At 45.1% G+C, this 22799-nt stretch carries 28 protein-coding genes and 4 pseudogenes; 1 reads left to right on the forward strand and 31 read right to left on the reverse strand.

What is annotated here, in order from left to right:
* The 28 genes and pseudogenes from Xish_RS00005 to Xish_RS18470 all read right to left on the reverse strand — a co-directional run.
* Window positions 1–1158, reverse strand: a pseudogene (locus Xish_RS00005) (terminase large subunit); the annotation flags it as partial.
* 11 nt (window positions 1159–1169) lie between these two features.
* Window positions 1170–1529, reverse strand: a complete 360-nt coding sequence (locus Xish_RS00010; RefSeq protein ID WP_099116156.1) for a phage terminase small subunit P27 family — start codon at window positions 1527–1529, stop codon at window positions 1170–1172.
* 128 nt (window positions 1530–1657) lie between these two features.
* Complete coding sequence (locus tag Xish_RS18450; RefSeq protein WP_167383186.1) at window positions 1658–1825, reverse strand: hypothetical protein; 168 nt, start codon at window positions 1823–1825, stop codon at window positions 1658–1660.
* On the reverse strand, window positions 1803–2249 hold the full coding sequence (locus tag Xish_RS00020; protein ID WP_099116158.1) for an HNH endonuclease: 447 nt from the start codon (window positions 2247–2249) through the stop codon (window positions 1803–1805). Before Xish_RS00020 ends, Xish_RS18450 begins: the two co-directional genes overlap by 23 nt.
* Window positions 2249–2551 (reverse strand): head-tail connector protein, encoded by a 303-nt coding sequence (locus Xish_RS00025; protein ID WP_099116159.1) that lies wholly within the window; start codon window positions 2549–2551, stop codon window positions 2249–2251. The genes Xish_RS00020 and Xish_RS00025 overlap by 1 nt, the downstream gene beginning before the upstream one ends.
* Window positions 2544–3759: pseudogene (locus tag Xish_RS00030) on the reverse strand (phage portal protein). Before Xish_RS00030 ends, Xish_RS00025 begins: the two are co-directional and overlap by 8 nt.
* A 2-nt stretch (window positions 3760–3761) precedes the next feature.
* A complete protein-coding gene (locus Xish_RS00035; protein ID WP_099116160.1) occupies window positions 3762–4310 on the reverse strand; it encodes an HK97 family phage prohead protease in 549 nt (182 codons plus the stop codon).
* 41 nt (window positions 4311–4351) lie between these two features.
* Window positions 4352–5506 carry a phage major capsid protein gene (locus Xish_RS00040; protein WP_099116161.1) on the reverse strand — a complete coding sequence of 385 codons (1155 nt, stop codon included), beginning with the start codon at window positions 5504–5506 and terminating at the stop codon, window positions 4352–4354.
* Window positions 5507–5735: 229 nt separating this feature from the next.
* Window positions 5736–5996 (reverse strand): hypothetical protein, encoded by a 261-nt coding sequence (locus Xish_RS00045; RefSeq protein ID WP_099116162.1) that lies wholly within the window; start codon window positions 5994–5996, stop codon window positions 5736–5738.
* A gap of 18 nt (window positions 5997–6014) precedes the next feature.
* On the reverse strand, window positions 6015–6248 hold the full coding sequence (locus tag Xish_RS00050; protein WP_099116163.1) for a hypothetical protein: 234 nt from the start codon (window positions 6246–6248) through the stop codon (window positions 6015–6017).
* Window positions 6249–6681: 433 nt separating this feature from the next.
* Window positions 6682–9393: a DUF927 domain-containing protein gene (locus Xish_RS00055; RefSeq protein WP_099116164.1), complete on the reverse strand. Its 2712-nt coding sequence runs from the start codon at window positions 9391–9393 to the stop codon at window positions 6682–6684.
* Window positions 9387–9692, reverse strand: coding sequence for a hypothetical protein (locus Xish_RS00060; RefSeq protein ID WP_099118608.1), 306 nt, complete (start codon window positions 9690–9692; stop codon window positions 9387–9389). The genes Xish_RS00055 and Xish_RS00060 overlap by 7 nt, the downstream gene beginning before the upstream one ends.
* A 2-nt stretch (window positions 9693–9694) precedes the next feature.
* Window positions 9695–9841 (reverse strand): annotated as a pseudogene (locus tag Xish_RS00065) (DUF4222 domain-containing protein); the annotation flags it as partial.
* A gap of 15 nt (window positions 9842–9856) precedes the next feature.
* Window positions 9857–10876, reverse strand: coding sequence for a hypothetical protein (locus Xish_RS18455; protein ID WP_167383187.1), 1020 nt, complete (start codon window positions 10874–10876; stop codon window positions 9857–9859).
* 148 nt (window positions 10877–11024) lie between these two features.
* Entirely contained in the window at window positions 11025–11714 is a 690-nt protein-coding gene (locus Xish_RS00080) for a Rha family transcriptional regulator (protein ID WP_099116168.1), read from the reverse strand.
* An 18-nt stretch (window positions 11715–11732) separates the two neighbouring features.
* Window positions 11733–12014 carry a helix-turn-helix transcriptional regulator gene (locus tag Xish_RS00085; RefSeq protein WP_099116169.1) on the reverse strand — a complete coding sequence of 94 codons (282 nt, stop codon included), beginning with the start codon at window positions 12012–12014 and terminating at the stop codon, window positions 11733–11735.
* A gap of 68 nt (window positions 12015–12082) precedes the next feature.
* The gene (locus tag Xish_RS00090) at window positions 12083–12307 is read right to left on the reverse strand and encodes a helix-turn-helix transcriptional regulator (protein ID WP_099116170.1); all 225 of its coding nucleotides are present in this window, start codon (window positions 12305–12307) and stop codon (window positions 12083–12085) included.
* On the reverse strand, window positions 12285–13511 hold the full coding sequence (locus Xish_RS18460; protein ID WP_099118794.1) for a tyrosine-type recombinase/integrase: 1227 nt from the start codon (window positions 13509–13511) through the stop codon (window positions 12285–12287). The genes Xish_RS00090 and Xish_RS18460 overlap by 23 nt, the downstream gene beginning before the upstream one ends.
* A 160-nt stretch (window positions 13512–13671) precedes the next feature.
* Window positions 13672–14688: pseudogene (locus Xish_RS18465) on the reverse strand (terminase large subunit); the annotation flags it as partial.
* Between the two features lies 1 nt (window position 14689).
* On the reverse strand, window positions 14690–15151 hold the full coding sequence (locus tag Xish_RS00100) for a phage terminase small subunit P27 family (protein ID WP_099116171.1): 462 nt from the start codon (window positions 15149–15151) through the stop codon (window positions 14690–14692).
* Between the two features lie 289 nt (window positions 15152–15440).
* Window positions 15441–15791, reverse strand: coding sequence for an HNH endonuclease (locus Xish_RS00105; protein ID WP_099116172.1), 351 nt, complete (start codon window positions 15789–15791; stop codon window positions 15441–15443).
* Between the two features lie 149 nt (window positions 15792–15940).
* A complete protein-coding gene (locus tag Xish_RS00110) occupies window positions 15941–16510 on the reverse strand; it encodes a Rha family transcriptional regulator (protein WP_099116173.1) in 570 nt (189 codons plus the stop codon).
* Window positions 16511–17367: 857 nt separating this feature from the next.
* The gene (locus Xish_RS00120; RefSeq protein WP_244185847.1) at window positions 17368–17634 is read right to left on the reverse strand and encodes a DUF4752 family protein; all 267 of its coding nucleotides are present in this window, start codon (window positions 17632–17634) and stop codon (window positions 17368–17370) included.
* Window positions 17627–18088 (reverse strand): lysis protein, encoded by a 462-nt coding sequence (locus Xish_RS00125; protein WP_099116175.1) that lies wholly within the window; start codon window positions 18086–18088, stop codon window positions 17627–17629. Before Xish_RS00125 ends, Xish_RS00120 begins: the two co-directional genes overlap by 8 nt.
* Complete coding sequence (locus Xish_RS00130) at window positions 18085–18495, reverse strand: structural protein (RefSeq protein WP_099116176.1); 411 nt, start codon at window positions 18493–18495, stop codon at window positions 18085–18087. The genes Xish_RS00125 and Xish_RS00130 overlap by 4 nt, the downstream gene beginning before the upstream one ends.
* Entirely contained in the window at window positions 18488–18772 is a 285-nt protein-coding gene (locus tag Xish_RS00135) for a phage holin family protein (protein ID WP_099116177.1), read from the reverse strand. Before Xish_RS00135 ends, Xish_RS00130 begins: the two co-directional genes overlap by 8 nt.
* Entirely contained in the window at window positions 18769–19155 is a 387-nt protein-coding gene (locus tag Xish_RS00140) for a putative holin (RefSeq protein WP_099116178.1), read from the reverse strand. The genes Xish_RS00135 and Xish_RS00140 overlap by 4 nt, the downstream gene beginning before the upstream one ends.
* 65 nt (window positions 19156–19220) lie before the next feature.
* The gene (locus Xish_RS18470) at window positions 19221–19379 is read right to left on the reverse strand and encodes a LiaI-LiaF-like domain-containing protein (RefSeq protein WP_167383195.1); all 159 of its coding nucleotides are present in this window, start codon (window positions 19377–19379) and stop codon (window positions 19221–19223) included.
* Window positions 19380–19696: 317 nt separating this feature from the next.
* On the opposite strand from Xish_RS18470, the gene Xish_RS00145 reads away from it, so the two are divergent.
* Window positions 19697–19918, forward strand: a complete 222-nt coding sequence (locus tag Xish_RS00145) for a hypothetical protein (protein ID WP_099116179.1) — start codon at window positions 19697–19699, stop codon at window positions 19916–19918.
* A 4-nt stretch (window positions 19919–19922) separates the two neighbouring features.
* Here Xish_RS00145 and Xish_RS00150 read toward each other — a convergent pair whose 3' ends face one another.
* The 3 genes from Xish_RS00150 to Xish_RS18750 all read right to left on the reverse strand — a co-directional run bounded on the left by Xish_RS00150 (window position 19923) and on the right by Xish_RS18750 (window position 22273).
* On the reverse strand, window positions 19923–20240 hold the full coding sequence (locus tag Xish_RS00150; RefSeq protein WP_141553921.1) for a hypothetical protein: 318 nt from the start codon (window positions 20238–20240) through the stop codon (window positions 19923–19925).
* A 16-nt stretch (window positions 20241–20256) separates the two neighbouring features.
* Window positions 20257–21534: a site-specific DNA-methyltransferase gene (locus Xish_RS00155; protein ID WP_099116181.1), complete on the reverse strand. Its 1278-nt coding sequence runs from the start codon at window positions 21532–21534 to the stop codon at window positions 20257–20259.
* A 145-nt stretch (window positions 21535–21679) separates the two neighbouring features.
* A complete protein-coding gene (locus Xish_RS18750; protein WP_208614784.1) occupies window positions 21680–22273 on the reverse strand; it encodes a hypothetical protein in 594 nt (197 codons plus the stop codon).
* Between the last annotated feature and the right edge of the window lie 526 nt (window positions 22274–22799).

The raw sequence follows: 22799 nt of genomic DNA on the forward strand, positions 1-22799 counted from the left end.
CAGGGTTCTGTAGCTGGGCTTCCGGCAAGTAATGGCGGGTCAGTAATAACAGTTCGTTATCCACGGGGAACGTGTAACAGATACTGGTGATATCCCCGTTGAAGATAAATCTAATCCAGCGTAGCATTCCAAGCCTTTGAGGTCGTTTTCGTCATAGTCTGACTGGCAGTCTTTCCATGCGCCTTCACCCATCCACGGCGTTTCACCCTGACACCAGATATTAAAGCGTTTGGTGAGCATCTCAGTCCATTGCGAGGGAATGCCTCGTGCTTTCTGGATTGTGTCGTGCAAAGCATCACTGTCTACGGAAACATTCAGGTTAGGATTAGCCTTTATCCAGAGGGCTTCATCATCAATCTCGTTCTCGTCGTCCAGTTCGTAGATCAGGGCAAACAGGGATTCATTTTGTTCTTCACCCTCCAATATCTGACAGCAATAATCATAGTGCTGTTTACAGGCGGATATCACGTTACTGCCTGCCGTAGTAATGGCAAACAGAATGCCTTCGGGACGGGCGCCCATCCCCAATTCAAGGGCAGAGTAAACCGCGTTATCGGGGTGCAAATGATACTCATCGACAATAGCAAGGCTGGGGTTAGTACCCTCAATCGTGGCGGCTTTGGCTGCCAACGGTTTTAACAGGCTGTTGCTCTTGGTATAAGTCACTTTGTGTTGCTGGATAGATACCCGCTTCTTGAGTGGTTTTGAAAGCAGGCACATCTGGCGGGCATCATCAAACACAATACGCGCCTGATCCCGACTCACGGCGGCGGTGTAAATATCCTGCTGCCCGTTCTCCATCACCAGAAACCAGTTAGCCAGTATCGCGGCTACCGTGGATTTGGCATTTTTGCGCGGCACCTGAATATAAGCACTGCGGTATTTCCGGCGACCGGTGGCCTTAACCTTGAAGCCGAACAGATTCGCAAAGGCGAACTGTTGCCACGGTTCAAGCATAATCGGCTTACCGCGCAAGTGGCCTTTGACGTGCGGGCAGAGACGGGAAAAGCCCACAAAACGTTCTACAACTTCGGTATCGAACATATAAAGCGGGTTATTCAGGTCGTTAAAGTAGCGTTTCACGGCCTGTTTTACCCGTTTACAGGCCGGAATATTGCCGTTTTTGATATCAAAAGCGTACTGTTCCCATGCGTTCATCGGGGTATCACTCAGGCCATCAGCACATCTAAATCGTCGGGTTCATCGCTTTCTACCGGATTTCGGCGGCGGGAAACCGGATCAAAGCCCAGCAATGACGACATTTTTATCATGATTTTTTCCGCATCGGCTTTCGCTTTCAGTGAGGGGTTACTGGTCGCTGCACCGCGTGAACCTTCCACTGCGAACCCGCGCACTTCAATGTCTTCAACGGCTTTACGGTAAATCGCATAGTTAACGCAATAGAGTTCTAAGTTGTTCCAGTCTGCTGGGCTGAGATCTTCCCGTTCGTTGAGGATTTTGGCTTTTGATTTCCATTGCTCGGCGGCAATCTCATTTAAATAAACGGGGGGTTTGGGTGCTCTTGCCATAATCTATTGTTTCCTATGAAGTTACTGCTATTGAAAAAAGTGCCGTGCATAAAAATTCGAGGGGGCGGGTGGTGCCATGAGGCAGGGCGTTTGTCATTTTTGACACCCCACCCCTTCTGAGTGCTTCTCTAGCGATTTCGGAAGCATTCCATTAGCTCCCTATCACGCTGTGTCTTGCGCCTCGCTGTGGGTTTCTCAGGCGCAATCTGATTTTGTTGTCGGTAAGGTTCACTGTGCTTGAGTAACCCTTTAAGGAGTTGATCCACTTCATCTTCACGCATCTTGGTTATACTCATGAATCCAGTTATTGCGCTGGGCTGCCTTTGCTTCCAGTTCCCGATATTCCCCATTCTTACGCCGCTGTTTCGTTGTTGGGTCAGTGGTCACGGTCTTTCGACTGTGGCAGCTATTACATAGCGGCTGGTGATTGAAGTCAGGCCAAAACAGCACATCACTACCACCGTCAATGGGTATGATATGATCCACAATCGTCGCTGGGGCATACACACCTACCTTGAAACAATGCACACACAGCGGATTGGACTTAAGGAATTGCAGACGGTATTTATCCCATGCAGGGGTATAACCTCGCTCACGCCTTGAGCCTCGTTTACTGTCCTGTTGTCGTCTAGCTTCCCGTTTGTGCTGCTCACAGCGACCAGACTTGACCCGCTCACGGCAATTGGGATAGCTACAGCGCTTTAACGGTTGCCACGGCATCAGTAGACTCCTACATCACGATAGACAGACCATAATGATTTGATGGTGAACGGGATTTCTTTCAGTTCCTTATCTGCCACCATCGAACGAGTTTCATACAGTAAACCGATATAAAGTAAACAGCCAACTTTGATCGCCGGACTGAATACCAAGCCATCATCAAAGCGCTTGCCGATATGTTGCTGGCAGACTTCTAAGGCAGCATTGGCATAACCTTGAAGTAAGGTATCTTCTAACGTATCACTTTCATCTATCCGGCAATGTTGTTTGATTTCGTCCAATGTTATGAGAGGGTTACTCATCTTTCACCTCTGTTTTTTTAATACTGACCTCTTGCTTCCATGCCTGGCTAAACTCATCGCCACCATCACGGGGGATAATCCCTCGCGTTCACGGGCTTCATTCGGGCACATCACACCGGATTTAATCGCCGTCTCGTAGCTCTGAAAGCGTTCTTTCGGATTGGCTCGCAGTAGATCGGCTGTGTCAAATTCAACTTGGTAGCGAATGCCTCGTTTTGGTGAGTTCATCAGCAAGGCGGACTTGATTTGCTGCTCAAAGTTAGCCAGCCACGGGCGCATGGTGATCGTCAGAAAAGCGCGTGATGCTTCGCTAAAATTACTGTAGGTACTGTTCGAATACTCTTGCAGGAAGATCGGGCTGACATTGAACATACGGGCAATATCTTCAATCGTGAAGCGACGAGAGGCCAGCCATTCCGCATCTTGGTTGCTCATGCCTAACTGTTGGTATTCCATCCCCCCTCAAGAATGGGCGTTTTCCCTGCATTGCGAGCGCCCTTATAACGTTCGAGGGCTTCCAGTGCCTTATTGCCCTTGATGCCATCCAGCCAGTCAGCGGCTTTAATCACGCCCGCTGCCATCATGCCCTCTTTCATTATGCTGGCACCGTGGCGCTGTTGTGCCAGCCCCAAACCCAGTGTTTCACGGCAGATGGTGACTGGCGAACGCCCCAAAAAGCCATCTTCGGTGGCATAACGCAAATGCAATACTTCTTCTTGTAGGTAGGTTTTGACCTTGCCGCTATAAGGTTCGGTAATGGTGTAAGCAAAGCGGTGATCCGATAATCGTTGCGGCACAACCGCTGACGGTGGGTAAGGGTGCAACGATTGTGGCTGTCCGTCTTTTCCCCAGACTATGACTGCATACGCATTACCATTGAGTAAGCAATGACGCATCAGGGTTCGCTTAAACTGAAAAGGCGTCTGGCAGTCATTCGGGTATTCATTGAGCAAATAATCCACGGGGTGATCACTGAGCCATTCGCGGGACTCCTTGCCGTTCTGGTGCTGAACCCGATAGAGATAGCAAGGCATGGTCGCCACGGCTTCACTAATCACCGTGACAGCATTCATCACGGCGGGTAAGCCTTCGGCTGTAGACGGTGAAACATGCTCGCCTGATTTGGTGTTAGATATACCTGCCAGAGAAAGAAACTCATCAATACTGACACTGCGAGTCTCAGCGGCTTTACGCTTAAAAGGCCACATAGTTACACCTCGGACAGTTGCAGCCAGTAATGACGCAAATCAACATTGTTAGGCTTAACCCTATTCAGCGAACGCTTGGCAATCTCAACACCGCTTTCAGGGTAGGCGGGTAAACTGGTGACAGTGATTTCCCGTAGTTCCGCTTCTAAAACGGTTCTCAGATAAGGCTCCTGACCCACATCCCACTGATCTTTGATAGCTCGAAAGCCAAAAGACATACCGGAAATATCACCCCGTTCAACTAGTGCCAGTACATCACGCCCTAATTGGGTATCAGGCGGGGTTAACTCAAAGCGTAATCCGGTGGCATCTTCGGCAAGCTGCAATGTACCAGACGTAGTACGGCCTAACAGGTTCATGTGATCATGTTCATAAAGCGCCCTGACATCTGTACCCGCCGTTAAGCTGGTGCTAAACGCATTCGGGGCGAACTGCTCGACAAACTCATCCCACAAAACTTGTGATCGGCTGTTCCACTTAATGACATAACCGGTCAGTTTCTTATCACTGGCAGACAGGGAAGCGGTGCGGATTTCAAAATCATTTTTCATTGGTAGACTCCAGACTACAAAGGGGCGCAGTGCCCTTATCGTTAACCCGCTTTCGTGCCTTTGATTTCGAGCACTTTGATTGCGTTGGAATCCACCAGACCACCACCCAAATATTTATCCGTGTGTACCTTGTAGTACCCCGGTTCGGTGATATTGTCAGGACGGGTGCGTGTGCCGGTATCATGGTCAACGATGAAGTAACCGCGTTTGAAGTCACCCAGACCGATAGCATCATCCGGCATAAATTCGAGATAATGGACAGGCAAGCCCAGTAACATATCAGGATCACCTGCTTGCAGACGTTCGCGCCAGATGTAATCACCGTTGCCGTTTTTCAGCTTCTGCACTTTGGCAGCCGTCGTGGAGTTCATCACCCACACCGCATTTTTACGGTATTTGTTCCTGAGCAGGAATTTCAGGTCAATCAGGCTATCGGCTTCCAGTTTGGCAACTTCCAGCTTTTGCAACGTACCGAACGCACGGGCTTTATCGGCTTGGGTATCACGAGGATAAGACAGGAAGCCTTTCGCTTTCTTGCTGCCGTCACCACTCACAAGATCGGTTTCTTCGGTATCAACAAACGTATCTGCAATTTCTGAGGTTAACCAGCCTAAAATATCGACATCGCTAAAATCGATGATTTCTTGGGTAGTCTTAGGGTAGGCATAAATCGGAAACAGCTTGATGCTGACTTCTTCCATCGTCGGTGTGGCTGTCTCACTGCGTGCCTTGCCTTCTTCCCCGTGGGCGACGGCTGCACCCCCGACCGAAACAAGCTGTTTATACTCATTACTACGCGTGGTCTTAATCGTACAAATCCGGCGCATAACCGACTCATCAGCCAGTTGCTGCATGATCTGTTTATTCAGCTCAGGGATAACGGTATAGCCACCTTCGGAGGGTACGCTCGTAGACAAGGTGCGGGTTTCTCCGGTCACGATATAGTGACGCAGTTCATCATTGCTGAGTGTTTTACTGGCGGGCTGGTTCTTGGCCTGATTTCGCTCTTCATCCGATAAAGCCTCATAACGGGCGATTTCTGCATTCAGGGCACCGGACTGACTGCGCAGCTCGTCAAACTGTTTAGCTTCATCGGCATTAAGAGAGCGCTTTTCGTCTTCGGCTTTGGTGAGAAGAGAACGCATCTGCTGGGTTAAATCGGCTTTTTGCTGGCGTAATTCGAGTAATTTCTTCATGGTGCCTCTGCATGTAGGTTAAGGGTTCGCTGTCATGCAGGTTTGAGGAAGCGGTAGCGGGTTAGCACTACCGCCTTTGAGGACTTGCTACAGAGCAATTGAAGTCAGGACGTGCCTACATGGTTCAGCAATCACTATTTAACACCATGAAAAATAATAAAAAAGACCTCGTGATAGGAGGTCTAAACAAGGGGAAACATGAGGACGGGATATTTACAAATCTTTACTTTTATTTTTCACTCATCCAATCCGGCGCGTCGTTCATGATTTCTCTGAACGCCTGTAATTGTTCTATCAATACATCTAACTGCTCTTTATTGGTTGCCAGTATTTCCTCAGAAAATGTGTGGCGCAGACTACCACCTGAATCCTGAAAGAAAAAAGCATGACCATTGACCAACTGGCGGTACTCGCTTGTATGTAAATCGTCTAACTGCGTAATACCGTAATAATCGTAGTGTTCTCTGATATCTTCTTGCGTAATCGGCATAATATTCCCCTTATATAATTATTCTACTTCTCTGAATAGGGTTACTTGGAAAGTTTCTAAGGCTTCAGCTATCCCACGAATGTTCATCGCTAATTCATCCCGTGCCGCTGTCTTCATGAATGCGGCTATAAGCTCTGGGTGCTGTTTGGCATACCCCTCACCGAACAAAGCATCTATTTCTTTGACTGCTCTTTCCATCCAGTACGCGGCTGAATTAGCTGCCTGTCTTTCAATCGTTGTTGCATCTAACATATGTTCTCCATTTTTGTATATATATAGTGAAAAGTTACCGACAACACCGACAAACCGACAATGAGGTAAAATACAATTTAATATCAATTAGATACACTGTTAAATCGTTGTCGGTTAATTGTCGCTCAATTTTTTGATATCGCTAGAATTACAATATTATTGTTATCTTTCATGTAGATAAACATCACTTCCTGTTGTCGAAAACCGACAACGCTACTTATAAACTCTTTCATATTTATCCGAATCCTTTTGCCTACCAAAAAAAGAAAGTTTTTCTTCTGGCAGGTGCTTTGTTTTAAGTCCGCCAATGAAAACGACAAATCGACAACGTACCGACAAACATTTAACATTTTAGTATATTGATTTATAAGATATTTATATTACTGTTGTCGGTTTGTCGGTGTTGTCGGTCAGTTTTACGCGTATAGAGAATTTATTCTTCTATTTCATCAGTGGAATACATCAGCACATAATACTTACGGGGTGAGCCGTTGTGCTTCATGCCTTGCACCTTAAAGCCACCATTTGCGGCCTTTCTTAGCATCCCTGATTCAGCGAGAACCCGCGCAAACATCTTCGTATCGAACGTTTCTGATACCTCATTCTCGAACACATCTGGGAATGTGTAGAAATGGATAAGGCCGGCATTATTGGGGATATCGCTGGTATCTTTTCGGTAGCCTGCAAGGTTAGAAATAGTGGCATGATCATAGGTGTACGGTTCTGGTGCATACCGACTCAATCCAAAACGGTCTAAAAATGCCTCGGTTTGTTCCCGTATCTGTTGGTGTTCTTTATTGGCAGTACCAAATTCAGCCACCCACGCATTAAAGCAGTGTTGAATTGCGTCTCTGCTTTCCTGTTCTGTCCATCCGGTGAGATGCGTCGCTGCAATAAGTGCCCCCTCTAAGATGGCGAACCGTTCTGCCACGCGGGGAAGTTGTGCCCCAGCGCCTTTGGGGATCAACCCATTCCAGCGGATTTTGGCTTCTTCAATGGTGTTTCTCGTTGCTTTTTGATGCTGAGTCAGATATTCACACCATACCCGCCCAATAGCCCCATGATTGTCAGCAATGGCTTTTTCGATTGCCTTAGCGTGTTCTCTGGCATCCTGATAACCATGTAAAACAGTCGGGCTACTGAACGGAATATTCAGCAACCGGACAAGCTGGCCTGCTTTCATGCGCTTGCCCTCACTTCTGACAAACGTATCAAGATCGACCTCGCCAGTACTGATAGCTATCGTTTTAAACTGGAGAATGTCACGGTTGCCGCCACCTCTTGCCCCTTGTAACTTGCCTTTGCCGTTAAACAGCGCATAAGACGCATTAGCCACATCTTTAACCGATGATCCCTGCCCGACTTCATCAAGAGGTAACAGGTTGTTATTATGGGCGGCGGCTTCATTAATCAATCCCAATGTAGTTGCAAACCACGTTAAACGCATGGCAGACGGCTCACCAAAGACACTACAGCCGACGCTTTGCGCGGTGGTTTTCCCTGCGGTGCTCTGGTCATAAAAGTGAACCCCAAAGCCATCATCACGCAATAAACCGATAACCGGGGAAGCTAACGCAGCCGCAATGGACAGCATCATAAAGGGATTGCCTTTGGCTAATTTGGCTACTGAGTCACGCCAGCTTTCAGGCGTTCCTGCCACGGTATACCCGCGTATTGATGATGTTCTGCCACAAAAGATAACGGACTTCTCTGGAGTGCCAATCACCTCGCCCGTTGGGAAGATGTAAGCCCCATGCTGCCAGCCTGTTGAGTGGGTAATGTGCCAGTCGGTTTTTTTAGCACAGCGTTGTAACCAATCCGATAGCGTGTGACGTAAAAAAGGTTTAGTGGCAATATTCAATCCTGCGGCTTTGAGCTGTCGCCAGCCTTCATTTGCGCCAACATCACCTGTTTTCACTGCCTCAGTGTAAGTTGTCCCGTCTTCTTCCCACTGGATAATCAGATAAAATTCAATATCATCACGACCGCGCCCGATCACCTTCATTGAGTCACTGAGCCATTGCTCATGGTTGATAATTTCGCCGCTCTCTTTGTCCACCTTTGGCGTAACGTAATAAATTCCGTTTTTACGCTCATCAATAAAGGGCTTTAACGGATCACGCTCTTTTGTCCGGTGTTCGTCCAGATTAATGACGATTGATTTTGATACTGACATATTCTCCCCCACCTGATACAACCCTTCACTGAATGCCTGTTTTGCTGCCTCGATACCGTGATGCTGGCGATAATCGTCCCAATCAGCCTTGTGCTCTGTTGGCGGTAACGCTACCCACCCATTAATAGCCTTAGCGGTCTTCTCGGCTGCAATCTTGCCGACGTTCTTCTTGGGCTTACCTTTGTCGTCCAGTTCTTCCGGTGAGTGCCAATCATTGTCAGCCGCCAGAATGATTTTTACTGTTGGCCACCGCTCTCTGATCTGTTTAGCCACAGTCGGTAAATTTCCTTCATCAATAGCAGCCAGCACCAAGCCCTCATGCAATTGGTCGACCGTTAAGGCCGTTGCATAGCCCTCAGCAATAATGATCGTGTCCGGCGTTCCAATTACGGGCGATAAGGGGATAAAGCTCCCCTTTTTCTTCGAGCCGGGGACAAAGCGCTTTTCACCACTCGGCTTAATGACCTGCGCACCGGTGATTGTGCCGTCCAGTGCCTGAATGACCAGCAACAACGAACCGTCTTTCAGTAGCTTCTGATTGGGACATTGCAGCCCCTTTTGAGTCAGGTAGTCGGATTGTCCGATAGTGGATTGAGCCACCAGCTTGTTAACTTTCTCGGTGATGGGTTGAGCCTCTGATTTTAGCGCCTCCTTTCTGGCGGGCTTGGGTTCTGGTAAGGGAAGCAACAACGCCTCAGAAACCACCTTAGCCGCTTCAATTACCGTGATACCTTTGACCTTCATCAGTAAATCAAAGCCATCGCCGTGATTCGGGTTATCACACTGGCGACAATGCCAGTCACCGTTACCGTGATCGTCTATGAAGTGAAAACGGTCAGTACCGCCACAGATAGGGCAAGCACCATGCTTACCCTTTGCTGGAACATCCACCCCACAAGCAGACAACAAACCTTGCCATTGCCCTTGCGCCGCTGCTTTCACCGACCGAATATCAATATGACTTACCATTTTGGGAATCCCTCGCGGTGATGGATTTCAAACTGAGCGTTTTGCTGCGTGTCATTCAGGGCTTCGGCAATTCGGGGCAGGTACATCAGGGCTTCACCGATACGGCGTAAATCCTCCCTTGCCTGACGATTGTCATAGTTTTCGTTATCAACTGACCAGAAAGCCATTTCCCCCATTGCAGACATTGCCGCCATCACGCTACTCAATGCCCCTTCGGAGTTTTTGCGCAGATCTTTGAGTTCTTCGGTGCTCAGGTCGTTAAAGCTGGTGCGTACCAAATGTTTATAGATATCAGACATGATCATGCTCTCCCTGCGTAGGTGTATTCTTTAGTGAATCGGCTTAATGGCATGGTGCACGGGGTGTGATAACCATCACGGACAAAGGTCACGCGATTAAAGGCGACTGACAGCACTTGTACGGCTTCCCCGTTCTTATGGGTGTAATAGTCATGGGGGCTGGGTTACGCATGATTCACCCCCTGAACGGTAGACATATCGCTACAGTTGAAAGGAGTATCGATACCGATATCCCATGCTTGACGGGAAACGAATATCAGCGAGGACATGCCAGCCAGTAGACGGGCTTCAACTTCACTATCCGCCAGCACAGTGATAAGGCGCGCCGGATGAATATCCACCAATCGCTGAGTGCCTGATGCAATTAGGAATGTAAATTTAAGGCGAGTTTGGTTATGCTGTGGGGTATCCATAGCGTAAGACTCCTTTACGTTTTTGGTTAGACGCCTCGATAGTGTTGTAGCACTTCGGGGCGTTGTTGTTTTTGGTCTACACTTGTCATACACTTGATGTATAAGTCCAATATAAACAGGAGTAAACCAAGTGTCAACCATTAAAATATCAGGAAAGGGAAATAAGCAAATCGCGTTAAGAGTAGAACCATCCCTTGAGCAAGGAATAAAAGCAGCGTTAGCCCAAGATGGTGACGCTTCTGTATCTGCATGGATAAAGAGAATTATCCGTAAAGAGTTGCAATCTCGCGGCATTGAACAATAACTAACCGACCGACAATAAGTCCGGTGGTTAACCGAATGAATATCTTTCACTTGGTTGACTGACTCGAAATAATCATAGTAGTTAACCAATTGATTTATCTCATGACGCAAAGACGCGTGATCCCAAAGGGTAGCATTCGCCGTGCTATCCTTTTCTTTTTGCACTCCACTAAATGATGACTGCAAAGTTTGCGCGTCGCTAAATGATACGCGCATATTATGACCAGACTGCATATTTGCAGTGCGATTAGATATCAATGGGTTAAGCAGCCACCCCGAAATAATCGGGGAGCCTCCCAAACTACGACCAAACGCCAATCTGACGGTCAGCGGGGAAATCAATGAGTTACTGAGGTGTCCGAAAATATTCGCATACCCATCAGCGAAATATTTCTCCGATTGGAACTGAGCGAAAAGTTTCTCTGAGTGACCAGCCAAAGTGAGGACTACGGTATTCTTCGAGGTCACTGAGTTAATGACCTCGGTAACGGGACTCCTTAAACTAAAGGAATTCCTATAGTTAATTTTTCCCCGACTTGAGGTTAATTGTTCAATATTTGGTCTTTGATTCCCCCGTTTCGGGGGAACAGAGAGTGCTTTATGACCGCTCATCAAATTAGCCTCCAATGCGCCCTGTAGGGTTCATTAGTGTTGCGAACAGCTCAATACGGCGGCTTACTTCCCTCAGTGCTTGTGTTGGTGATTGCCCTGCATTCCTTGCATCTTGAAAAGCAGCCTGTTCAATCTTCTGAATACAGACAAGTAATCCTAACTGTTGCTCATCTGCGTTCTGGCGTTCACCATCCAGTAAACCCGCAAAGCGATTCTCAGTACGAGCAAGGTTGATGTAATGGTGACGTTCTGCGCCCAGATCACGTAAAGCATCACGGGATTCATGATAGTTAGGCAGATATTCACGACGTATAGGTTCAGCAGCTCGCTTCTTAGCAAAGGCTTTTGTTACATCCAGCTTAAACTGAACCATCAGATCATGATCACGCCCTCTAATAAGTCGGCACATAAAGTCGAACTGGTCTTCATTGAGCAAGGCGTATTTATGCTTACGTTCACCAAGTTGCTCAGTATTTAATCGCTCCGTTTGAAACGGAAGGATTCCAAACTGCCTTAAATTCTTAGTGTTCTTCCTAATTAATTCATAAAGGCTCTTATGCTGAATTCCGATGCGCTTAGCAAACAGGCGTGAATCAATTCTCGATTCAGTTCTATGCTGAACCAAAATAAGCTCTTGGCTGTTTTCAGTGTGAGCAAGTCCCTGACCATTTAAGGCCATATTTTTAGATGTCATATTTCTACCCTGTCTTAATTAATTTGATTTTCGGCTATAGGGGTTATTTACGTTCTCTACTGTTGGAGGATTACGTACCCACCACAAAACATCACTTAATAACCATGAGACGGAATTACGCCCCAATGGAACGCGTTTAGGAAATTTACCTTCTTCCTCTAATACCCAACGACGAGAACGCGATAAACTGGAAAGATGCTCACATTCTTTTTCCCTGATTCGACGATCATATTTCTCGCCATACTCATTTAAAATTGATTGTCGTTCTTGTGGTGTCGGTGATGTAAACTTCATTGCCATATTTTTATATTCTCCAAAAACAAAAACCCCGCGAGCGAGGTTATTATTAATTTAAATGATGTTTAATTTTATTCTGGCTTCCAAGTGCCTTTTATCCATGCCTGAATTTCAGACAATCGATAAACTTTAGTTTGTGGACCTATCGTTATTTTTAAAGGAAACTTGCCATTTTTTTCAAGATATGACCTGTGTCTTCTTCCTAATGAGGTTAACCATTCACACTCTTCTTCTCTAATTAGTCTATCAAGTTCATCTGAATATTCTAATTCTTCACGAGTGAATATATGTATCATTTTCTATTTCCTCCTCAATTAAAGAGTCTAAATAATTCACCCACCAGTAGAGTGCATTTCTTTTTTGTTCAATATATTGACTTCGATTATATATTCCAGAGACTCCATTGAGTGAATGGCCTAATAGTTGTTCAACCACGTTATGTTCAAATCCGTTATCACTGAGTATGGTAGCAAACACTCTTCGTATATCGTGCGCTGTCCACTTTTCTTTGTGGTTTAATCTTTTCCATATTTTCGCAATAGTCACACTTGCCGTACATTGTTTGACATCAAAGCCAATGACATATTCTCTCTTTTTTGTTGATTGGTTCAATAACAACAACCAGTTTTTAAAATTACTGGGGATCGGTCTGATTATTTCCCTGCCATTTTTACTGTGCTCTGGCGGCACTCTCCATATATTGTTTGAAAAATCCCATTCATCCCATTTCGATAGACGTATTTCGGAAAGCCTACACCCAAAAACGATTAAAAACCGAAGAATAATTCTGTTTTCGTGAGACATAATGTGGTTATCATATTCTTTATTTATATAGAGCCATACATCACGTAATTCATCATTAGTTAACACTCTGTCTCTTCTATTAGCTTTTTCACCCACATCACCAACATCCAAATCATCTATCTCATGGCTAATTGCATATTTTCTTACTCGGCAAAATTTCAATGCCTGTTGTGAGATTTTCAAAAGAGATCCCGCTTGCACTGGTGCATTCTCTTTAATTTTATCAAAGCATCTAATCCACATTGATAATGTGCATTCATTTAATGGAATATTTCCAATCTCTGAGTAAATATGTTTAGAAAAACAACCTCTAATATAGATTGCTGCTTTTCGTTTATTGGTGGCATAATTATTGAGCCAATATTCTATGGCATCTTTCACGGTGACAGGTTTTAACGTATCTTCTTTTATTATTTTTATTTGTATTCGTGGATCTTTCCCTTTAGCTAACCATGCCCTGCATTTATCTCTTTGCTCTCTTGCAACTTTAAGGCTTAAATCGGGGTATTTACCCAATGTTAACCATATCGGCGCACTTTCACGCCCATACAGGCGGTAGAAGAAAACAAAGCTGATTGTCCCTTGTTTACTTAATCTGATTGATAACCCGTTCCCGTCCGCTATCGTCTGCTGTTTTTCAACAGGTTTACCGTACAAGGATTTGAGCTTTTTATCACTGAGCTTGTTTACAGCCATCTACTAAACCTTTTCATTTTGCAATACACATTGCAATACGCAGAGAGGTGCAACAATCCACAAACACCAAAACGAATGAAAACACAAAAAATGGATTTATTTTTGTTTTTCATGAAATTATAAACAACATGAGCACATGTAATCCCATGTCATTTACAAAGTTTATATGCTTGGTGAAGAAATTGTGCCGCGCTGAGACCTGTTCTTTGGCTTTTTTCGCCAACCGGCGCAGATCATCCCAGCGTTTGCAGATGCCCAATCCGGGGTTGGCTTTCTGCCAGACGGTTTCATCAAACGGGTCGTCGTCTTTGTCGAGGGTGTAGATAATGCCGAAGAAAGTGTCATCGTCCACCTGACCGCGCAGCACCTTGACGGCGTAGTCGCGCAGCTCGTAACAGATACCTTCCTTATTGAATCCCGCTGTAGTGATGCCGAACAGCAATGATTGCAACCGGGCACCGGTGGCGGTTTCCAGTACGTCCCACACATCGCGGGTCTTGTGGGCGTGCAGCTCATCGACAATGCCGCAATGGATATTAAGGCCGTCAAGGTTGTTGGCATCACTGGACAGTGGCTCAAACTTGGACGCCGATTGTTCCTGATAAATTGCCAGCTTATTAAACTCAAACAACCTGCCCAAAGTGGATTTGGCTTGTTTGATCATGTTCTTGGCATCCTCAAACACAATCCGCGCCTGATCACGGGTCGTTGCCGCCGAATAGACTTCCGCCCCGCCCTCACTGTCCGCCCCTGTCATGTACAACCCGATGCCGGAGGATAAGGTCGATTTGGCATTTTTGCGTGCCACTTCGTTATAGGCGGTGCGAAAACGGCGCACCATCACCGGTCGTCCGCTGCCATCATTGCGTAGGACGGTTTCGCCAGTCTGTTCATCAATCAGCGGACGGACAAAGCCAAAGATATTGATGAGAATAAAGACATGCCAGTCCATCAGCTCAATGGGCTGGCCTGCCAGCGCCCCCTTGACGTGGGGCACGAATTTGTAAAAGTTCAGGATATGCTGGGCACGGGGTTCACTGAATATAATGCCTCGTTCCTTGCCCGTTTTCAGGTCATTCAGGAACCGCTGACAGGCGAGTCTTACCAGTTCCCCTGCGACAATCTCACCTGCCACGACCCGTTCGGCGTAGCGAATGCCGTCAGATACTTTTGCCATACTAATCTCTCATCTGTAGAAATTCAGCCAGCGGATCCACTTTGTCTTCCCCTGCCATGTTGACCTTGGAGCGGCTGGAGGGTGACATACCGAAGGCGCTGAGCATGGCGTGAATGCGTTTCCATGCATCGGCTTTCATCCCTGCCGCGGGGTGTGCTTTGATTAATCCCTGATCGGTGCGGTAGGTGTAACCTTCGTTTTCCAATGTGTCGCAGTGCGTCCGGTACTCAACGTAGGCTTCAACCAGTAACTCAAGGGCTTTGGCATCCAGACTGGTTAGCACACCGACTTTATCCAGTTCCCCAGCGATCCGCTCGTGCCAGTACCGCCCCATTTTCCCAAAATGTTTGGGGACATTGGGCACCCCTTTTCCCGGCATCGGTTCATTGGTGTTAATCGGGCGTTTTGATGGGTTACCCCTCACCAAACGCAGGTGAGTCGGGGTTGGCGGTCGTCCTGCCATGTGATTTCTCCTGTAAAACGGTGCAGTTGGGGCACCCCAAAAAAAGGTTTGCATTTCGCGGCGATGTGGAAAGAGGGAAGGCGGCGGTACTCAGGGGCGAGAGGGGTAGCTATTTCACCCGCCCTCCCCCTGTGCGATTATGTCAAAGGCGAATAATTTCAAATTGAAACCAAATCATCACAGGCCTAACCTCATCGTGACCATTCCCTTTGATATGATTTCCATTGAAACTAAATGTAAATATCGCTTCCGCCCTTGAATACCCGTGATAGCTTGACTTGTCTCTCACTCATTGTAGTCTTTCCGTTGCTGTCTTGCGTTTATGGCAAGGGAAGCAGAGAAGCTCCAGATTGGTTAGCTCATCTGTTCCACCGTGCGCCTTGGGTTTGATATGGTCAACGGTTGTCCCTGTGATAGCCCTTCCCTCACGTAAGCATTGCTGGCATAAGTGTTTATCGCGAGCCTTGATTCTGGCTCTTAACTTGTCCCATTTAGAACCATAGCCGCGTGCGTGTCGGTTCTGGCCTTGCTGGTGAGTCTGCCAACCTGTGTGCAGATGGTCAGGACAGTAGCCGCTGCGATCGGTTGTTGTCTTAGGGCAACCACGCTTGCGGCAGGCTCGGGGAATACGGGGCGGCATAGTGTCACCTCATTCAGAATAATTAACTACTCAGGTTGATATAACCCCGACAAATTTCGTACTGTGGTGATATAAAATGCTGAGAAAACGTTCAGAAAGTGATTAATCGTCCAATATCCGATAATCGGACTTTGGTATTTTGACTATGACTACATGGTGAGTTCCTGTTTACCGCCACCAATCAACCCAAGAGCCACCTGACCGAGGTCATTAATCAGCTTTTCAGCCTTATTGAGGGTAATCAGGTCATCTTGTCGCTTTCTCAGTCTGCGGCCAGCATCAGAGGAATCCTCGTCAGACGCCTTTTTTGCCAAAACAAGCATGTCTTGTAGTTGTTGGATGGTAAATCCGAAGCCAGATTTCACCTCAAGATCAGTCATGTGATCGAACACCTGAGCTTGTAACTCATAGCTATAGCTCATTGCCATCAGACAAGACTCACGCTTGGGGAATTTATATCCTGGGTAAATCTCGCCGTTCTGTTGGTTCTTTATGGGGTGTGAGAAATTTTTCGCACACCCCTCACCAAGCACTTTTGGCACCTTTTTAGTGAAATCTGAATGACGTAATTTTTTGTACTTTTTGCACGGGAACGTTAATCCCTCTGCCTCTGCTTTAGCCTTACGGTCAGCATTGATGTAATCCACCATTTCCAAGCTGGTCATGGTCGGTGCTTCTGTTACGGGAAGATTGGCTTTATTCGTTTTGACTAATTTCATCGGGTATTTTCCTTATAGAAAGCCGAACTTGTTCACACAGAAAAACCGCCCGCAGAAATACCCTATTAATAACGGTTTTCTCAGGCTCGACTTTCTGTAAGGCTCTGCGTTTTTATTGGTATGCGTGTGAATGCACGGTGAAATTCAGATACAAAAATGCCACCATCCCGTGTGCGTTGGGTACGCGATGGGAACGAGGTGGCAGCATGGGTTATTTCTTTAACCACTCAAGGGAATGGGCAAAGAAATATTCACTTTAGTTTCAGAGGGTAACTAATTGTTAAGCATTATTCGCTTGTTATTAGATAAATATAGAATTAAGTATTTCGCACATGTGTTTTTGAGGAGGTCGTTATGCCGATAAATCCACGAGATCCATTTAGAACCAAAGACCCGCTTGTAAGAAGCAGGCGAGTTTCCTGTGCTCAAACGGTCACTACGCATTCACAGCCCCATTCTCTCGGTGCTGATATTCTTGACGTATATTTAGAGTATCTCATTGAATGTAGGTTCTTAAGTACAGATAGAACCGGAAGATTAACTATTAAAGCCACATTCGCTGACTTAGCTTATGGGTCTATTAATATGTCGAATATAGACAGATATCTATACCTGCTTGGATTTACTTCAGAGCCAACATTCAGAGGAGTTAAGTATGTACAGACCCGTTATCCGAATGTTCATAGCTTACCCGATTATGAAAAAAACGTTTTACCTGCAATAAAACGGGCGTGGATCGCTAACCCGCCGTATTAATTTCATGTAATTACTCATGAAATCCATAGACTATGAGTTACCTGAAGTTAAAGCATCGCATCCTGCCACCTCAGTATCATTTGCTCTGGGGTGGCAGGTTATTATTTGCCATCTGATTGTTGCCGATACATCATAATCACTAAGCCGCCTTTCGTAGCTATCTTCATAGTGTGACCATCCTGTATCCGGTCAAGTTGGTATGCATCATACAGCTCGTTAACAGCTTTTTGCTTTCGCTCTTCCTTGCGGCGATTGTAATAGGCACTGACCAGTAGGCCGCCCAACCAGTTCATCGCCTTAAGCAAAATATACAGGTAACCAATTACCATGAGACCGCCTGTCATATAGCCAATAATCATCTCACCCATTATTTCCTCTGCATTCAGTATTTACATAATCCTGCAAATATCTCAGTTTTGCCCGGTCGTTGATGATGCCTTCTCGGATATCGAGAACAGTAGATCCAGTTTCTCCAGTGAGTTCGACGGTGGTTGAATCGACCACGCTGCCGGAGGTAACGGTTTCAGACACGGGGCAGGTGGCTTTGATGCGCAGCTTGCGACGGCCAGCGGCAACATCAGCCCGAAGAGTATCGATTTCAGTCTTGGCATGGGCGAGTTCCTGAGTGTGCTTGGTGTTTAACTCTGTGAGGTGCTGGATACGTTCTTGCTGCTCGTTTATCGCGATGACCTGTCCGTCATACACTAACTTTAAGTTATGGTATTCTTCGGCCTTGCCCCGATACTCACCGTAATAGAACCAGAATGCACCAGCGAGCAACCCCATGATACCGAAAGTGAAGTAGTGGCTGTTGAATTTCATAGCATCTCAAACGCCCGTACGAAGATGTCATCAGAATAAGGCTGCTTGCCGTTCTCATGCCGAATGATCGACTTAGCTAACGCAATCAGCGTCGCTTTATTGATGTCCAGAACTTGATGCTGTTCAGCATTCAGCGACTTAGCAACACCCTTGATATAGGCTGAGGTGTTGTTTTCTATGTTGGGTGCCCAGCGGTTGATGATTTTAGACACGCTGTTATGACCGCCTTTGTGGTAATTGGTCAGCAACTTCATGAGTGCCCGAATGCCATACTCTGGTGACTCGAACCGACAGAACCGCTTTTCAATCTTCGGGTTATGAGGCAACTGGCCTTGCCATTTATTCTTTGGGTTGTGATCAATATTGCCCGGATTGTTGTTGCGAATACCACGTGTGGATTCATTCATTTATTACCCCTCTGAACATTCGATTCACATTTCCATCAGATAAGATGATTTGAATACAAAGAATGACATTAATCGCCACTTCAAAAGGGTCTGATTCAATATATACATTCGTTAGTATACGAAGTGGCACTGAACCTAATGCAACAATTAAAAGCCATGCAATGCACGACGGAATAAATTTATACTGTGCGCCATTCCTTCTGTAGCTCATCAGTCTTATGACAGCTAGCGAGCAAACAAAGAAGTTTATGTAAACTAGTAATATAGGGACGTTCATCGTTTACCCCCTCTCCACTTATCGATAGCAGAGCCAATCACATCATTTACAAATTTAGTAACAGCTTCAGGTTTAGATATAGCACTTAAAATACTCACCAGACCCGCTGAAGAAAACATAGCGCCTACTGAGTTATCAATGCTTCTCTCAAAGTAGGAACTAAGGAGACCGGTAGCATCTTTTGCAGCAAGAATGCCAACAACAAAAGACACAATAAAAAAGCAAATGCGAGTTGGTATGCTGATATCTTTAGATGAAAGAACAAATATCACAGCTCCAGCAAAAGAGCCGATGACAATTCCGGCATCCATACCACTGAATAGACCGACTATAGAAACGCCCGCTAACGAGACGGTCGCAGTGCCTGTTAACGGCTCATTCATGTTTCAGTCCTATTTTCAAGTAATAAAAAAGGCCACCTAAGTGACCTTGATTGAGATTGACAGGATTATTTTTTATCCTTCCCTTTTATTGCATCATAAATAAAGCTGGCTCCAATACAGATAATGGCAAGGGGTATTCCCCACTTAACATCAGAGGAAATGACACCAAAATTCTCAAGTAAAGAGATAACGCCAGCGATAACAATAAATACACCAAGGAACATAACCTTTCCCTATCTATGCAATACGAACAAATACTATACACAATCAGTAGGTTAAATCACAATCACATGGACACAAAAAAAATGCCTTTGCCCCAGCGAGAGTCGCCAAGATGTCTTGTGTACCCATAAATCAGGATTTTCTTTCATCTTCATATTTCCACCCCATCTGAACAATGGGCGTCCGTGGGGTGAACGATGGTTACCCCTGTGAGTTGGTTAAAAGTAATGGGTTGATAGTTAAGGTAAGCTGTTAGATCAGCCAAAAATCAATCAACCCACAGAGGGATGGCTGATTACCTCTGAACAAAGGAAAAAATATGATTGTCATTGGCGGGCATGGAATGTCACCAGAACAAAATTTTCTTTATGACAAGTCCCAATTAAGCTATGAATTAACTGTTGCAATAATTGAGTTTCTTATCTCAGAATCCGCTAATCCAGAAGAGACAAAGAAGAAGTTAGAAAAGATGGTATTAAAACACGTCTCAAGTCACGCAAGGGGACATGCTGGCAAGGACTTAATCAACCTTCTGAAATAGCAAATCAAGGTGCAAGTGATTGCACCTTATTAATATGACTCACAAATTCTAACGACTTACTTTTAGCCCACTCTGTTGCTCTGAGTTCAAAATCTGAAAACGTCGATCTTTCATTATAGTCTTCGACATAAAATAATTTTACATGAGGCGTTTCATGAAAAAGGACTTCATCTTCTTTTTGCAGGCAAACATAAACATCAGCTTCTAGTGTTGCCACTCGTTTAGAAGAAAAAGACAATATGCTTTGCTGTTTCATGCCATCATTGTTTTTAAATTCCAATCTCGAATTCACTTTAGGAAAATTTACTATAATCTTCATCATTCACCTCGCTAGTGAGTTAAGCTTTGTGATCTAATTTAAAAACTCTGACACCCTGAGTTTTATCTTCTTTCAGGATGGCATGCTTTATTCTTTTTAGGGCAATGCGGGAAATCAATTCGGGTATTGACTCCCTGATACAATACGCTGTTGCGTTCGCATTGTTTGAGACAGGCTCCGGCGATTGAACCAAGATAAATTTTCGTCCACCACCATCTTTCTTGTTTTGTTTTAACACCGCATGGCCTGTCGAGCCACTGCCAGCGAAAAAGTCCAGAATGATATCTTCGCTACCCGTGACCTTCATTAAGTGCTCAATCAGCCCTGCCGGCTTGGGGTAATCAAAAACAGGTGAACCAAGCAGCGCTTCCACCTCTTGACTTCCCTGCTTCGTGGTAAAGCCGGTTATAATGGTTTTTGGGTGTTCGGTGCCTCGCTTTTTAACATACTGGAGGACACCATTAGGTTTGAAGAAGAACTCAACAACCTGCTGCCCTTTAGAGTCAAAGGTCTCCTTTCCTGACAGCCAATTTTCAATTTGGCGCCTCATTGTCCAGCCCGCTTTTAGTGTGACTTCGCGAGCTAAGACACCATCCTTACATTCAAATACCCCCGAAGTCACTTCAACAACTTCTTTATCTCCAAATATGGATGGAAACGTTTTATTTTCACCCAAGAACTTAATGCCAGCGGGAAAGGTTATTTCTGATGCAGGGTTTTTAAAACTGACCTTTTTTATTGCACGGTCAGAAATTAATCTATCATCACCCTTATAAACAATATGAGATAACTGAGTCCGGTCTTTTGCATAGGCCAGAATATATTCATGTTCCCTGATGAAAATGGATGCGGAGGTTCTGCCGTTCTGCCAGATAAATCTTTCGACGAAATTCTCTTCACCGAATATTTCATTGCACAAATGGGATAAATTAACCACTTCATGGTCATCTATCGATATAAATATCATGCCATCATCAGACAATAAATTTCGGGCTAATTTCAGTCTGGGGTAAATCATATTTAGCCAATTACCACCGAAGTTATCTTTATAGATAAAATCCTTGCCCGTATTGTAAGGCGGATCGATATAAATCATCTTTATTTTTTTGTGATAAGACTTTTGCAATATCTTAAGCACTTCAAGATTGTCACCTTCAATAAACAGGTTCTCTGTGGTATCCCAATTCACACTCTCTTCTTTACAAGGGCACAAAGTGCCTGTTGGTGGCATTTGGGCTATTTGACGTGCGCGAGCCTTACCCTGCCAAGTGAAGTTATAGCATTCTTCAATTGCCATCAACGAGGTTCCTGTAATGAATAGGTCGCCAGCCGCAATAGACGATACTGAGGTTCTGTGAGTGATTGCGGTGGCGAATTGGGAAGAGTTTGGAATAAATTCCTAAAAGGTGATATGTGTATAAAACAATAATACCTAAATAAAATCAATCACTCTTATTATCATTATCGTTTTTTAGATTTATTTTCTGGATCATATATGATGAATTGAATAAAAACGAAATTAACTCAAGCGTCATTGCCAATCCATAGAAGAACGCCCAAACACTAATAAATCTAAAAGTCTGACAAGGTAAAATTTTGTTTATCGCAGCCCATACTATAACCAAAACAAATACAACGAGGGGATAACCCATATCAACAGGAACTATTTCAGGGCCAAAATTTATTTGTTTACTTTTTTTACCTTCATTCAAAAACTTTAGAAAACTGCTTGGCATTACAAACATTAGGGCAAACACACCAATACCGAAACCAAGTATGCTAGGAAAGACCGATAAAATCGCATCAGATGGTTCCCATGTCCATACTGAAATATATTGATAATTAATTAAACTCAATACCAATACGAAAAAAAACAGGTACGCCATTTTCTTAAAAATCCTGCTCCACCACATATGTATAGGAGCAAAACTCTTATTACCCTCATCACTACCTTCGCAGGCGTAAGCATTAGCAATGCGGAAAACGGCACCAATGACAGGTAATCGTCTAATTATTTTATATATTTTCTTATTCATAAGGTATCGCTTCCGCCTATTATTGATAACAGGCCGTGCCTGCATGATTTCAGATGCTAAATTGTGATCCTGCCAATATGAGCGTTTGCGATCGGCTGGAATAGGTAAATCCGCAAACGCACCCAACACTTTCTCGGTAGTTGGCGACCAGAAAACAAAAAGGCCACGCCATGCGCAGCCTTGAATTTGAACCGTTCGGAATTCCTAACTATTTGAATTTATTCCGATATGGGAATTCCGATATCGGGATCTTGAACTACTGCATATTTTGCAGGAGTTGAATAAAACCATCGAACTCATCGCACCATTCGAACTCATCTTTCATGAGTATTCTCTCCCGATCAGTATGTTGACCGAAACACCTAAAATAACACTTAATATATTGATTTAAATACGATATAGATGTTGATCGTAACGTTCACTTTGAGCTGTAAACTCTAAGTTGACGACTGATAGATAGCAAAAAACCCCGCCATTTGGCAGGGTTTTAGAATATTCAATAGGTGCAGTAGACTTGTCATCGCCG

Origin of the sequence: Xenorhabdus ishibashii (assembly GCF_002632755.1) — a bacterium.
Taxonomy (GTDB): Bacteria; Pseudomonadota; Gammaproteobacteria; order Enterobacterales; family Enterobacteriaceae; genus Xenorhabdus; species Xenorhabdus ishibashii.